The sequence below is a fragment of the Pseudomonas sp. GW821-FHT10B02 genome (assembly GCF_059415665.1).
The window spans coordinates 558,316-572,722 of the sequence record NZ_JBWKNR010000001.1 but is presented as its reverse complement, the minus strand read 5'-3'; the positions used below and the strand labels follow the sequence as shown (position 1 = coordinate 572,722).

Genomic DNA, 14,407 nt, shown 5'->3' with positions numbered 1-14,407 from the left:
CAGGAGAAGAGAAATGGGCCTCAACCAACAGTGGATGCAACGTGACCTGAAGGTCCTGTGGCACCCCTGCACCCAGATGAAAGACCATGAACAACTGCCGCTGATCCCGATCAAACGCGGCGAAGGCGTGTGGCTGGAAGACTTCGAAGGCAAACGCTACCTCGACGCGGTCAGCTCCTGGTGGGTCAACGTCTTCGGGCATGCCAACCCGCGGATCAACCAGCGCATCAAAGACCAGGTCGACCAGCTTGAGCACGTGATCCTCGCAGGTTTCAGCCACCAACCGGTGATCGAGCTGTCCGAACGCCTGGTGCAGATTACGCCCGAAGGGCTGACCCGGTGCTTCTACGCCGATAATGGTTCGTCCTGCATCGAAGTGGCGCTGAAAATGAGCTTTCACTACTGGCTCAACAAAGGCCTGCCAGAGAAGAAGCGCTTCGTCACCCTGAGCAACAGCTACCACGGCGAGACCATCGCAGCGATGTCGGTGGGCGATGTGCCGCTGTTCACCGAAACCTACAAGGCGCTGCTGCTCGACACCATCAAGGTGCCAAGCCCCGATTGCTACCTGCGCCCTGAGGGCGTGAGCTGGGAAGAGCACTCGCGCACGATGTTCGCGGCCATGGAGCAGACCCTGGCCGAGCATCACGACACGCTCGCTGCAGTGATCGTCGAGCCGCTGATCCAGGGCGCTGGCGGCATGCGCATGTACCACCCGGTGTACCTCAAGCTGCTGCGCGAGGCCTGCGACCGCTATGGCGTGCACCTGATCCACGACGAGATCGCCGTTGGTTTCGGCCGTACCGGGACGATGTTCGCCTGTGAGCAGGCCGGCATTCGCCCCGACTTCCTGTGCCTGTCCAAGGCCCTGACCGGCGGCTACCTGCCGCTGGCGGCGTGCCTGACCACCGACGAGGTGTACAACGCTTTCTACGACGACTACTCGACCTTGCGTGCCTTCCTCCACTCGCACAGCTACACCGGCAACCCGCTGGCCTGTGCGGCGGCACTGGCGACCCTGGACATCTTCGAACAGGACAACGTGATCGAGAACAACAAGGCCCTGGCCTCGCGGATGGCCAGCGCCACGGCGCATCTGGCCGATCATCCGCACGTCGCCGAAGTGCGTCAGACTGGCATGGCCCTGGCGATCGAGATGGTCCAGGACAAGGCCAGCAAGGCCGCTTATCCGTGGCAGGAACGGCGCGGCCTGAAAGTCTTCGAACACGCCCTGACACGCGGCGCCCTGCTACGTCCGCTGGGTAGCGTGGTGTATTTTCTGCCGCCGTATGTGATTACCCCGGAACAGATCGACTTTTTGGCCGAAGTGGCCAGTGAAGGTATCGATATCGCTACGCGCGACAGTGTCAGCGTGGCGGTCCCGGGTAATTTCCATCCAGATTTTCGCGATCCGGGCTAGCAAGCATCGCGGGGCAAGCCCGCTCCCACAGGCTTCACACATCCCCTGTGGGAGCGGGCTTGCCCCGCGATAGACCAACACATATTCCGAGTTTTGAAATGAGACTGTCCCGCTTCTTCATCGACGCCCCCCTGAGCCTCGGCGAGCACGACCTTCCCGAAGCCCAGGCCCACTATATCGGCCGGGTACTGCGCATGGCCGCTGGCGATGCCGTACAGCTGTTCGACGGCAGTGGCCAGGAGTTCCTCGGCCAGCTGCTCGAAGTCGGCAAAAAAAACGTGCGGGTGCAACTGCACGAGTCCTTCACCGGGCAGGCAGACTCCAGCCTCAAGGTCCACCTCGGCCAGGGCCTGTCGCGCGGCGAGCGGATGGACTGGGCGATCCAGAAAGCCACCGAACTGGGGGCCAATGTCATCACCCCGATCGTCAGCGAGCGCTGTGAAGTACGCCTCAAGGACGAACGCGCCGACAAGCGCCTGGCCCACTGGCGCCAGGTGGCAATCAGTGCCTGTGAGCAGTGCGGCCGCTCAAGCGTGCCGCAGATCAACCCACCGGTATTGCTGGCCGACTGGCTCAAGGCCTGTGATGAACAGCTCAAGCTGGTCCTGCACCCGGTGGCCGAGCCGCTGGTCAGCCACCAGAGGCCGCAGAACCTGGCATTTCTGATCGGCCCGGAAGGCGGTTTGAGCGAGGCCGAAGTCGAGCAGGCCAAGGCCGCCGGTTTTCATGCCGCGCGCCTCGGCCCACGGGTCCTGCGTACTGAAACCGCTCCGGTGGTGGCCTTGGCGGTTGCCCAGCAGTTGTGGGGCGACTTCTAAAGCACGTAGAAAAATACGGCGATGAAGTGCAACAGGCTGCCGGCGATAACAAACAAGTGCCAGATGCCATGCCAGTGGCGAAAGCGACTGTCATAGGCAAAGAAGATGATGCCGATGGTGTAGAACGCACCACCGGCCGCCAGCCAGGCAAACCCGGCAGCCCCGAGACTGGCCAGCAGCGGCTTGACTGCGACCAGCACGATCCAGCCCATCAGCGCATAGATGATGATCGACAACACCCGCGCTTCGGAGCGCGGTTTGATCTCCTGAAGCATGCCGATCACCGCCAGCCCCCAGACCACCCCGAACAGGCTCCAGCCCCACGGCCCGCGCAGGCTGACCAGGCAAAACGGCGTGTAACTACCGGCAATCAACAGATAGATCGACAGGTGATCGAGCTTGCGCATCACCACTTTGGCCTTGCCGCGCACACTGTGATAGATCGTTGAAATGCTGTAGAGCAACAGCAGGGTAAAGCCGTAGATCGCCAGGCTGACGATCTTCCAGGGATCGCCCTGCAGAACGGCCACCACCAGCAGCCAGACTGCGCCGATACAGGCCAGCACCGCGCCGACCAGATGCGTCCAGGCATTGAAACGTTCACCGTGATACATGCAACAGGGTCCTCCGAACGACGGCCAGGCTTCCTATCCTACCCAGGCAAATGTTTCAAACCAGCCCGGCGTCTTCCAGCAACTGTTCAAGGGCCGGCAGGTCGGGCACCCTGGCGACCTGATCGCCGACCTGCACTGCCGCCAGTTCCAGCGCAGCCAGGGGTACATCGACGTAGTTGAGCTGGCTGTCGAGCTTGCATGAGCGCGGAATGCCCTGCACCAGCACGGCAATGAAGCGCAAACGGCTGCCCCCCAAGGCGTTGAGCACGACGATGCGCGCCCGCTCCCCTACCCGTAGCTGTCCACCACAAGCCGCCTCGAAGCTGAGCAGCGGCAGACGCTGGTTACGCCAGTCGATCCAGCCGAGCATCCAGTCGGGCTGTTCAGGCGCCGGGGTGCCGGCCTGATAGCCGATCAGTTCAGCCACCGCGACGTTGGGCAGTACCAGGCAACGATCGGCCAACGCCAGCAGCAAGCCAGTCAAGCTGCTGCGACGGCCATTGCGGGCAGACTGTTCAAGCATGGCGGTTACTCCAAAGCGCAATACTCTGCAGCAACACCGACTCCTGATAGGGTTTGCCCAGGTAGTCGTTGACCCCGATGGACATCGCCCGGTCACGGTGTTTCTGCCCGGTCCGCGAGGTGATCATGATGATTGGCAGGTCCTTCAGGGCCGGGTCGTGACGGATCTGCGTGGCCACCTCAAAACCATCCATACGCGGCATTTCGATGTCCAGCAGCAACACATCCGGACGATGCTCCTGCAGCAGCGTCATCGCATCGACGCCGTCCTTGGCGGTCAGCACGTTCATGCCATGACGTTCAAGCAGGCGGCCGGTAACCTTGCGCACGGTCACCGAGTCATCGACCACCATCACCAGCAATGGCCGCTTCGGCGCCTGGTCGAGCTGTTGCGCCGGCAAACGTGCGGAGCTGCCCGCTTGTTGGGCGTGATGCTGCTGCAAGCCACGCAGCTGGCCTGGCAAGTCAACAATCAGCACTACCCGGCCATCGCCCAGCAAGGTCGCTCCGGATAACCCCTGGACACTGGCAAACTGCGGCCCGAGGCTCTTCACCACGATCTCGCGGCTGGCCGCCAGGCTGTCGACCTGAATCGCGAACTGTTGTTCATGAGAATGCACCAGCAACACCGGCAGCGGCAGGCTCTGGCCCAGCAGACGCGGTTGCACGGCACCTTGCAGCAGCTCACCGAGGTAACGCAGTTCGTAGCGACGCCCGGCGTATTCATAGTGCGGCGGATCAAGCTGATAGCAGGCTTCCAGCTCGGCCGGCGGCACGCGCACAATGCCTTCGATGGTGTTGAGCGGCACCGCGTACTGCTCTTCGCCGTACTGCACCATCAGCGCGCGGTTGACCGACACGGTAAACGGCAAGCGAATCAGAAAGCGCGCGCCCTTGCCCGGACTGGACTCGATCACCATCGAGCCACCGAGTTGCTTGACCTCTTCATGGACCACGTCCATGCCCAGGCCCCGCCCGGATATCTGGGTAATTTTCTCGGCGGTGGAGAACCCCGGCTGGAGGATGAACTGCATCACCTCATGGTCGCTGAGGACCGCCGCGGGGTCGAGCAAGCCACGCTTGATCGCCTTGCTCCGCACCGCGTCCAGTGGCACACCGGCGCCGTCGTCGGTCATTTCAATGACGATATCAGCGCCTTCGTGCAACAGGGTCAGTGAAATCAGCCCCTGCTCCGGCTTGCCGGCGGCCAGGCGGATTTCACGGGACTCCAGACCATGGTCGACGGCGTTGCGCAGCATGTGCTCCAGCGGCGCCACCATGCGTTCCAGCACGCTACGGTCCATCTCGCCTTCGGCATTGCCGACCACCAGCTCGACCTGCTTGCCGAGCTCGCTGGCCACCTGTCGCACCACCCGCTGCAGCCGTGGCACCAGACGCTCGAACGGCACCATGCGCGTGCGCATCAGGCCCTCTTGCAGCTCGCTGTTGACCCGCCCCTGCTGCTGCAGCAGGCTTTGCGCTTCCTGGGCACGCAGGGTCAGGGTTTCCTTGAGATCGAGCAGGTCGGAAGCCGACTCGAACAAGGCCCGCGACAGCTGTTGCAACTGGGAGTGGCGATCCATTTCCAGCGGGTCGAAGTCGTCATAGACCTGGCCATCGCCCTCCCCCTGCTGACGACTGAGGATCCGCCCCTGGGTTTCAGTATCCAGACGGCGCAACTGGTCGCGCATGCGCTCCAGGGTGGTTTCCATTTCGTTCAGCGCGACCTGGGCATCATTGACCTGCTGTTCGATGCGCCCGCGAATGATCGAATGCTCGCCCGCCAGGTTGCCCAGGTCATCCAGCAGGTCAGAGGCCACCTTGACCATGTCCACCGGCCCGCGTTCGGGGGCTGCCACCGGAGCTTCCACCGCCGTGGCCGCTTCAGGATGCGACTGCTGGGCTGCGGTATCGGCCAGCGCCGCACTGCTGAAGTTGCGAATGTAGTCGATCAGCGCTGTCGCCGCGTGCAACGGCTGTTGCAGGCGCACCGCGTCGAGCATGTGCGCCAGGCGGTCATGGCAGTTCTGCAACAGGCTGAACAGCGCCGCACTGGGCTGCAATTGTCCGGCAGCCAGCAGCTCATAGAGAAACTCCAATTCGTGGGCCAGATCGCCGATCGGCGCAATCTCGACCATGCGCGCACCACCCTTGAGGGTATGCAGGTCACGCAGCAGGTTCTCCACCTCGACCGCATTACGCGGTTCGGCCTGCCAGCGCAGCAAGGCGGCCCCGGAGCTTTCGACAATATCGAAGCTCTCTTCGAGGAAAATCTCCAGCAGCTCCTTGTCACCGGCTTCCTGCACCGGGTCGGCAGGCTTGTCCGCTGCCGCAACGGGCGGTGCGCTGTGACGATACTCACGCAGCGCCGCCAGCAACGCCACCGCCGACGAGGGCGCGCGGCCCGCCTGGAGCTGTTCAAGCACCTCGGCCAAGTGGGCATGGCTGCTACGGAGCAAGCTGAACAGCTCGGCGCTCGGGGCGAAACGTCGATCCACCAGGCCTTCGTACAACAGCTCAAGTTCCTGGGCGAGCACCTCGACCGCACCGATGGCGGCCATCTGCGCACCACCCTTGAGGGTCTGCAGGTCGCGGTGCAGCGACGATAACGCCGAGGCATTGTCGGCATCGGCCAACCAGCGTTCCAGCGCCTGGTTGGCGCTTTGCAGCACATCGCTGGCCTCTTCGAGAAACAGCTCGATCACGGCAGGATCCATCGCCAGCGCTGCCGTTGCAGCGCTCAGGTCGGCGATCTGCGCCTGCCCCTGACGATGGCTGATCAGCCCCGTAGCCTCTGGTGCCAACGCTTCGTCGAGCAGTTCACGCAAGGCTTCAAGGCGCTCAGGATGGGCATCCACCTCCTGACCTGCGGCAAGCTGGTCAAGCATGTCGATCAGCGCCTCGTGGGCGCGCTGCGCCTGTTCGAAAAAGCGTGCACTGACGGCCAGGCTGCTTTCCTCGACCGCGCCATACAGGTCCAGCAGGGCTTCGCAGAGTTCATCCACCTGCCACAGGTCAGCCAGGTGGGCGCTCTGGCCCAGGGTGGTCAATTCATCGAGCAGCGCGGTGAGCTCCTGACGCTCGCTCGGGTGCTCTTGCCAGCGCAACAACAGCGATTCGGCATCGAGCAGGATATCCATGCCCTGGGCGAGAAAGCTGGCAATCAGCTGCGGATCGCGTTTGATCCGCAGGCCCTGGCTCGGCGCCTGAAGCAGGGCCTGCAGACGTGCTTCAACCACCTGATGGATTTCCTCGATCAGGGTCGAAGCACCGCTGATCACCGCCAGCGGCGCACTGGACAGCTGGGCCAGGCCACGGCGCAACAGCGGTTCGGCACTTTCCAGCAGGTAGATTTCTTCAAGGTCGAAGGCCAGCTGATGGGCCTTGAACTCCCGGGCCAGCAGGTCGAGCGCGGCGGCAAGTTCGGCAATCGGTAGCACCCCGGCCATGGCGGCGCTGCCTTTGAGGGTGTGAAACGCGCGCTGCAAACTGTCACTGACCGGCTGCGGCAACTGCTGATCGGCGGCGGCCAGGAAGCTGTCGAGACTGGCCAGATGCCCCTCGGCCTCGTTGCGGAAAATCTCCAGTAGCTGCGGGTCGATGGCCTCGCTGGCGTCGGCCTCATGGGGCGCGTCATTCATCGCCAGGGCGTGCAGATGCAAGGCCAGCTGTTCGACGTCTTTGCCCGCCTGCAGCTGACCGTTGGCAAAGGCCACCAGCAAGCCGGGGATCAGCGCCAACGCCTGCTGCAGACTGGCCAGCGGCGCAGCCCCCACTTCGACGCGGCCCTCAAGGACCCGATTGAGCAGGTGCTCGGCCGCCCAGGCCAGCTCCGCCAGGCCTTGCGCGGCGACCATCCGCCCGCTGCCCTTGAGGGTGTGCAGGCCCCGACGCAGTTCCACCAGGGCGTCGCGGTCGGCAGTGTTGGCCTGCCAGCGCGTCCATTGTTGATTGAGCTGAGGCAGGAGCTCATCTGCCTCTTCGAGGAACACCTCGCGCAGCTCGTCATCAACCACCGGCTGCTCGATAACCGCCGCCTCGTCCTCCGCCACTTCAGGTTCGGGTTCGGGCTCCGGCTCAGGCATATAACCCAGCGCCGCCAGGCTGGCCTGGGCAGCATCGAGAAACTGCCGGGGATTGGCTTGTGGATCAGCGAGCAACCATTGCAGATAGCACTCACCGGCGCTCAAGGCATCGGCCAGGTGCGCCAGTGCTGTGGCATCCGGTGGCGCCGCGCCGAGCAGGTGACGCTGGGCATAGTCGGCACACTGGCCAATCAGAGCAGCCGCGCGGGGCAGCATCAGCATGGCCAGGGCGCCGCGGATCTGCTGCAGCAAGTTCGGCAGTACCAGTAGGCGCTGGGGTTGCCAGCCGGCATCAAGACAATCACCGAGCTGATCCTTGACCTGCTGCAACACCGAATGGGCCTCTTCCAGCACAAGCTGACGGATTTCGGCCAGGTCGGTGCCAGGCAGCGAGCTCTGGTTCGGGTGCTGCTCCAGCGGGCCGACCATGCCTGCCAGGGTTGCTTCGACATACAGCAGCGCGCCGGCGATATCCATCAACACCGCATCGTCTGGTGCGCGCTGGCCCTGGGCCAGACTTTGCAACACCAGCACCTGGTCGATAATCACCCGCCGGGGCTGGCTGAAGCCGAGCACCGCCAGGGTGTCGGCAATCTGCCGCAGGGGCGAAAGCAAGGGCTGCAGGTCATCGATACGCTGACGGTCACTGCGGACAAACAGGTCTAGACGCTCCTTGACCCGCATCAGGTCCTCACACAGCGCCGCCACCACCGATCGCAAGGCATCGCGGTCGGAACCCGCCTGCAGACGCTCGCGCAGGGAACCCAGGGATAAATCAAGATTGGCCAGTTCCTCGGCCGCCCCCGGCGCCGTGCCGGACAGACTGCCGACAGCCAAAGGTTCGACACCACGCTCGGCCCGCAGCTGGTTGAGCACTGGCAGCACCACCAGCGGCAGGTCGCGTCGGGCGCTACGCAGCCGTTCCAGATACAGCGGCAACTGTTCGAGGCCGCGAAACAAGGCCCCCAGGGCTTCGCCGCGCTGGCTGACACGCTTTTCCTTCAGGGCTATGCCCAACTGCTCCAGCTCTTCGGCGAGCAATGCGGCGCCACTGAGTTCGAGCATCACCAGGCAGCCGCGCACCTGGTGCAGGTTGTCGATAAACCCGAGCAGGTCATCCTCATCGCCGGGTTCCGCGCAAAAGTGCTCCAGCGCCAGGCGTGCCTGGGCCAGGCAGTCGGCGATGGCGCCCTTGACCCAGGTCAGGGCTACCGTGTCGTGGCGCTCAGCCATATCTGCTCCCGTTGCCATGCTCACGTGCGGGCGCTCAACGTGGTGGGTTCGGTGGCAGGGTGAAACCGGACACCGAGCGGCGCATTTCACTGGCCATGCGGGCCAGGTTGCCAATGCTTTCGGCGGTCGCGCTGGATCCTGCCGAGGTCTGTGAGGTGATTTGCTGGATTATCGCCATGGTATGCGAGATCTGCCCGGCCGATGAGGTCTGGAGCTGGGCGGCGTCGGAGATGCTGTGGATGAGTTCGGCGAGGGTTTGCGACACCCCTTCGATCTCCTCCAGGGCGACGCCGGCATCCTGGGCCAGGCGCGCACCGCGCACCACTTCAGCAGTGGTCTGCTCCATGGAAATCACCGCCTCGTTGGTGTCGGTCTGAATGGTGCGGACCAATGCCTCGATCTGCCGAGTGGCCGAGGATGAGCGTTCAGCCAGACGCTGAACCTCGTCGGCGACCACGGCGAAGCCGCGCCCCGCCTCGCCCGCCAGCGACGCCTGGATCGCCGCATTGAGGGCGAGAATGTTGGTCTGGTCGGCAATGTCATCAATCAGGCTGACGATGTCGCCGATCTCCTGGGACGACTCGCCCAGACGCTTGATCCGTTTGGCGGTGTCCTGAATCTGTTCGCGAATGTTGTCCATGCCGCGGATGGTGTTGTGCACCACTTCATTGCCCTTGTTGGCAATGGCCACCGAGCGCTCGGCAACCTTCGCCGACTCGTAGGCATGGGTGGAAACCCGGTCGATGGACTCGGCCATGTCGCCGACTGCCACCGAGGCTTCGGTGATCTGCTCGGCCTGGTGTTCCGAGGCCTTGGCCAGCTGGTGGGCAGTGTTCTGGGTGTCCTGCACGGCGCTGGCCACTTCCTCGGCACTGAGGTTGATGGTGGCCACCAGATCACGCAACTGGTCGATGGAGTAATTGATCGAGTCGGCAATCGCACCGGTGAAGTCTTCCGTCACCGACACCATCACCGTCAGGTCGCCATCGGCCAGGTCTTCAATTTCGTCGAGCAAGCGCATGATCGCTTGCTGGTTGCGCTCATTCATCTGCGCGGTTTCACGCAGCTGGCGATGGGTTTCACGGACCATTACCAGGCCGATGAGGATGATCGACGCCAGTGCCAGCAGCCCCAGCACGTAGCCACCGACGGTATCCAGGGTGCGCCCGCCGGCAAGGTTCTCGAAGCCGTTGGCCAGGCGTGAGGCTTCATCGAGCAGGGTCTGCGACTGGTTGAAGATGTTCCCGGCCGCCTCACGCACGCGGAACAGTTCTGGCGAGGTTTCGAGAATCTCATCCACAGAACCGGCAACGAACTGGAACAGCTCGGCGATATCCGCCAGCCGCGCCCGGGCATCGAGGTCTTGAACACGGGTGATATTCAGGGTCGGGTTGCCGCCGAGCATGCCTTCGAGCACCTGGCCGAATCGGCTGGCATCGCGACCAAAGGCGTCGGCGGCCTGCACTGAAGTCTCGTCACCGGCCAGCACGGTATTGACCGAACCCAGGATACGCTCGGCCAGCAGCGACTGGCGCTGGGCCACCGCCACCTGATTGGCCGGAGCGCCGCTCTGCAGCAGGATTTCGACGACTTTTTCGTACTCAACCTGCAGTTGCGGCACGGTCTCGGCCAGGGTTGCGGCAACCTGGTGCAGCGACAGTACCGTCTGCTCACTGGCCAGAATGGTATCGGTGTTCTTGCGCAAACCTTCCCAGTCGCGCAGCACCGCATCCATTTCGTTGCGCACCGCCGGTGGTGCGGCAGGCAGGCCGGTGGCCGCGTCACCTTTGTTCAGGTAGCCCCAGCGCTGTTCGAAATCGTTACGCGCCTCGCTGAGCAGGCGAAACGCCCGCGCCTTGCCCGCTGCCGCCTCGGTGGCGTTCTTGGCAATGCGCTGGGACAACACCCGCAACTCACCGGCGTGGCCGATGTACTGCTTGTCGTAATTGGCCTGGGTGTTGAGGTAGGCGAAGTTGGCGAACAACAGGATGATCGACAGGATCAACACGACGAACAACGCCGCGATCCGGGCGCTGCTGCGCGAGCCTGGGGTTGAAGAAGCGGTGGTGGTCTTGGTCACGAATCCGGCATTCCTTTACAACGCCACGTCGAGAAAGCCCGGCGCCTGGGCCAGGGCCAGCGGGCTGAAAATGGCCCAGCAGCGTTGCTGCTGGAAATGGCCCTGGACAAAGGGTTCCGCACCGTTGAGCAACGGGGTGGGCGGCGACAGTTCGAGGCTGTGCAAGGGAAAGTGTTGCAACCCCAGCACCTCGTCGACCAACAGCCCGGCAAACAGCTCTTCATGATCGAGCACCAGCACCCGTCGCTGCTTGCGCGGTGCCGACAGCCCGAGGCCAAAAAAGCCGCACAGGTCCATGACCGGCAGCAGCCGCCCACGCAGGTTGGCCACCCCGCTGACCCAGGGTTTTACCCCGGGAATCCGGCTCAGGCGCGGCTCATGCAGGACTTCGGCGACCTCGCCCATGGGCGCGACGAACCACTGCTCGCCGATGCGAAAGCCAATACCGCTCCAGCTCTGCAGGCGGGTTTCCTGCAACGGCAGATCGGCCGCCAGCAGCCGGCAGCGCCGGTCAATGTCCAGCAGCAGTTCGAAGGCCGTCAGCGACTCGCCCATGGGTTGGGTGGTCAACCTTTGAGTACGCCGTTGAGCACCTTGATCAGGGTCTCTTCATCCACCGGCTTGGTCAGGTAGTCGCTGGCGCCTTGGCGCTTGCCCCAGACCTTGTCGGTTTCCTGATCCTTGGTGGTCACGATGATCACCGGGATGGCGGCAGTTTCCGGGTCTTTGCTGAGCTGGCGGGTCGCCTGGAAACCGTTGACACCGGGCATGACGATATCCATCAGCACCGCGTCGGGCTTTTCGTGACGCGCCAGCGCCACGCCATCGGCGCCATTCTCGGCCTTGAGCACCTGATGCCCGTGTTTTTCGAGCATTCCGGTCAGTTTGTACATTTCGGTCGGCGAATCGTCGACGATCAGAACTCGGGCCATGCTGTTCCCCATCAAAGGACTGGACGCCGCTGCCAGGGCGCGGCGTCAGGGTGCGTGTTGTTCTTCTGCGGCGAACCCGGGCACGTGGGCCCTGATTGCGTCCAGCAGTTCTTCCTTGCTGAAAGGTTTGGTCAAAAATTGATCGGAGCCGACCACGCGGCCCCTGGCCTTGTCGAACAGGCCGTCACGGGACGACAGAAGAATCACCGGCGTGTCCTTGAAAGCACTGTTGTGCTTGATCAGGGCGCAGGTCTGGTAGCCGTCCAGACGCGGCATCAGCACGTCGACGAAAATGATCTGCGGATGCTGGTCGACGATCTTGGCCAGCGCATCAAAGCCGTCGGTGGCGGTGATGACCTCGCAGCCTGCTTCATTGAGCAACATTTGTGCGGTGCGACGGATCGTTTTCGAGTCATCGATCACCATCACCTTCAGTGCCGCGCCGGGCTGTTCCATAATTGCTCTACCATCGCTGCTCAAGCGTCGCCTGGAAAGGCCGTGCAGGCCACGTGCCAGGCCTTTTTAGCACACTCTGGGGGTGCATTCCATCGGCCCGCGCCACGGCCCGCCGCAGCGCCGTCCAGGATGCGTTTTTCCCTTGACCGCCAGCGCTGCGAGCGCCACCCTGACGCCACTTTTCATTCGAGCTACTGCGGCATAGCGCCGCCGAGAGGAACTACCCCATGAGCGTTCGCCTCGGGATTGTCATGGACCCCATCGCGTCCATCTCCTACAAAAAGGACAGCTCGCTGGCCATGTTGCTGGCAGCCCAGGAACGCGGCTGGTCGCTGTTCTACATGGAACAGCAGGACCTCTACCAGGGCAAGGGCCAGGCCCGCGCGCGGATGCGCCCGCTGAAGGTGTTCGCCGATCCGCAGCACTGGTTCGAGCTGGAAGCCGAGCAAGACAACGCCCTGAGCGATCTGGACGTGATCCTGATGCGCAAGGATCCGCCGTTCGACATGGAATTCGTTTACAGCACCTACTTGCTGGAACAGGCCGAAGCCGCTGGCGTGCTGGTGGTCAATCGTCCGCAGAGCCTGCGCGACTGCAACGAAAAACTGTTCGCCACCCTCTTCCCGCAGTGCACGCCGCCGACCCTGGTCAGCCGTCGCCCGGACATCATTCGCGAATTCGCCGCTGAACATGGCGACGTGATCCTCAAACCGCTGGATGGCATGGGCGGCACCGGGATCTTCCGCCATCGCGCAGGCGACCCGAACCTCTCGGTGATTCTCGAGACCCTGACCCTGCATGGCGCCTCGCAGATCATGGTCCAGGCCTACCTGCCGGCGATCGTCGACGGCGACAAGCGCATCCTGATGATCGACGGCGAGCCGGTGCCTTACTGCCTGGCGCGCATTCCGGCCAGCGGCGAAACCCGTGGCAACCTGGCCGCTGGCGGCCGTGGCGAAGCCCGCCCGTTGACTGACCGCGACCGCTGGATCGCCGAACAGGTCGGCCCGACCCTGCGCGAGAAAGGCCTGTTGTTCGTAGGCCTGGACGTCATTGGTGAGCACCTGACTGAAATCAACGTCACCAGCCCGACCTGCATCCGCGAAATCGACAACGCCTTTGGCACCCGCATTGGCGTGCAGTTGATGGATGCCATTGATCGCAAGCTCAAAGCGCGCTGACCGCCGACGCGGAGCAACCGCGCAGAGTGGGGTATCATGCCGGTCGTTTTTTTGACCTGTGCACCCGTTCTGCCGGTTTTCCCCCGGCCTCGCGGCTGCTGGATACCTGATGACGCTGCCTGCTGACATCCCCGCCGACTTCACCCCGCCCCGCGTTCGCCCGGCGGACCGGCTCGGCTTTACCTTGTTCCTGGCAGCGCTGGTGCACCTGGCGCTGATCCTCGGCGTGGGCTTTTCCATTGCCAAGCCGGAAGAAATCCGCCGCACCATGGAAATCACCCTGGCGACCTTCAAAAGCGAGAAAGCCCCGCAGAAGGCCGACTTCCTGGCCCAGGATAACCAGCAAGGCAGCGGTACCCTGGACAAGAAAGCGGTGCCCAAGACTACCGAAGTCGCGCCGTTCCAGGACAGCAAGATCAACAAGGTCACGCCGCCCCCGGCCGCCAAGCCCGAAGTGCAGCCGCAACCGGCACCACCCAAGGCCGTAGTCGCCACCCAGGCGCCAAAGCCGCAAAAGGTCGAAACCCGGCCCAAAGAAGCCAAGCCGCAGCCCAAACCCAAGGCTGCGACTCCAGACTTTGACAGCTCGCAGCTGTCCAGCCAGATCGCCAGCCTCGAAGCCGAGCTTTCCAACGAGCAACAGCTGTACGCCAAGCGCCCGCGCATCCATCGCCTGAATGCCGCCTCGACCATGCGCGACAAGGGTGCCTGGTACAAGGATGAATGGCGCAAGAAGGTCGAGCGCATCGGCAACCTCAACTACCCCGACGAAGCCCGTCGCCAGCAGATCTACGGCAGCCTGCGGCTAATGGTCTCGATCAACCACGACGGCTCGCTCTATGAAGTGCTGGTGCTGGAGTCTTCCGGGCAACCGCTGCTCGACCAGGCAGCCCAGCGCATCGTTCGCCTGGCGGCGCCATTTGCACCGTTTACCGGCGATCTGGCCGACATCGACCGGCTGGAGATCATTCGTACCTGGCGTTTCGCCCGCGGCGACCGTCTGTCCAGCAATTGATCAGTGGGAGCAACTGTCTGTCACCAGGTTAACTGTGGGAGCTGGCCTTGC

11 protein-coding genes are annotated in these 14,407 nt (G+C 63.5%); 4 read left to right on the top strand and 7 right to left on the bottom strand.

Annotated elements, in window-relative coordinates:
* The first annotated feature begins 13 nt into the window (after positions 1-13).
* The gene (locus AC07OF_RS02665) at positions 14-1,420 is read left to right on the top strand and encodes an adenosylmethionine--8-amino-7-oxononanoate transaminase (RefSeq protein WP_157194487.1); all 1,407 of its coding nucleotides are present in this window, start codon (positions 14-16) and stop codon (positions 1,418-1,420) included.
* A 98-nt stretch (positions 1,421-1,518) separates the two neighbouring features.
* Entirely contained in the window at positions 1,519-2,238 is a 720-nt protein-coding gene (locus tag AC07OF_RS02660; protein ID WP_495072546.1) for a 16S rRNA (uracil(1498)-N(3))-methyltransferase, read from the top strand.
* Here AC07OF_RS02660 and trhA read toward each other — a convergent pair.
* From trhA to pilG, 7 genes are read right to left on the bottom strand one after another with little or no spacing between them, the layout of a single operon-like run.
* Positions 2,235-2,852, bottom strand: coding sequence for a PAQR family membrane homeostasis protein TrhA (gene trhA / locus AC07OF_RS02655; RefSeq protein ID WP_157194489.1), 618 nt, complete (start codon positions 2,850-2,852; stop codon positions 2,235-2,237). The two genes, AC07OF_RS02660 and trhA, sit on opposite strands and share 4 nt — an antisense overlap.
* A 55-nt stretch (positions 2,853-2,907) precedes the next feature.
* Positions 2,908-3,375 (bottom strand): chemotaxis protein CheW, encoded by a 468-nt coding sequence (locus tag AC07OF_RS02650; RefSeq protein WP_157194490.1) that lies wholly within the window; start codon positions 3,373-3,375, stop codon positions 2,908-2,910.
* A complete protein-coding gene (locus tag AC07OF_RS02645; protein WP_495072545.1) occupies positions 3,368-8,692 on the bottom strand; it encodes an Hpt domain-containing protein in 5,325 nt (1,774 codons plus the stop codon). The genes AC07OF_RS02650 and AC07OF_RS02645 overlap by 8 nt, the downstream gene beginning before the upstream one ends.
* Before the next feature lie 34 nt (positions 8,693-8,726).
* Entirely contained in the window at positions 8,727-10,772 is a 2,046-nt protein-coding gene (locus AC07OF_RS02640) for a methyl-accepting chemotaxis protein (RefSeq protein WP_038615375.1), read from the bottom strand.
* Positions 10,773-10,787: 15 nt separating this feature from the next.
* Positions 10,788-11,342 (bottom strand): chemotaxis protein CheW, encoded by a 555-nt coding sequence (locus tag AC07OF_RS02635; protein ID WP_084589142.1) that lies wholly within the window; start codon positions 11,340-11,342, stop codon positions 10,788-10,790.
* Positions 11,339-11,704: a twitching motility response regulator PilH gene (gene pilH, locus AC07OF_RS02630; RefSeq protein ID WP_038615379.1), complete on the bottom strand. Its 366-nt coding sequence runs from the start codon at positions 11,702-11,704 to the stop codon at positions 11,339-11,341. The genes AC07OF_RS02635 and pilH overlap by 4 nt, the downstream gene beginning before the upstream one ends.
* A gap of 45 nt (positions 11,705-11,749) precedes the next feature.
* Entirely contained in the window at positions 11,750-12,160 is a 411-nt protein-coding gene (gene pilG / locus AC07OF_RS02625) for a twitching motility response regulator PilG (protein WP_038615381.1), read from the bottom strand.
* Between the two features lie 227 nt (positions 12,161-12,387).
* Here pilG and gshB point away from each other — a divergent pair, with 227 nt between their 5' ends.
* The gene (gene gshB, locus AC07OF_RS02620) at positions 12,388-13,341 is read left to right on the top strand and encodes a glutathione synthase (RefSeq protein ID WP_038615383.1); all 954 of its coding nucleotides are present in this window, start codon (positions 12,388-12,390) and stop codon (positions 13,339-13,341) included.
* Between the two features lie 109 nt (positions 13,342-13,450).
* Positions 13,451-14,356 carry an energy transducer TonB gene (locus AC07OF_RS02615; protein ID WP_038615385.1) on the top strand — a complete coding sequence of 302 codons (906 nt, stop codon included), beginning with the start codon at positions 13,451-13,453 and terminating at the stop codon, positions 14,354-14,356.
* Positions 14,357-14,407: the final 51 nt, after the last annotated feature.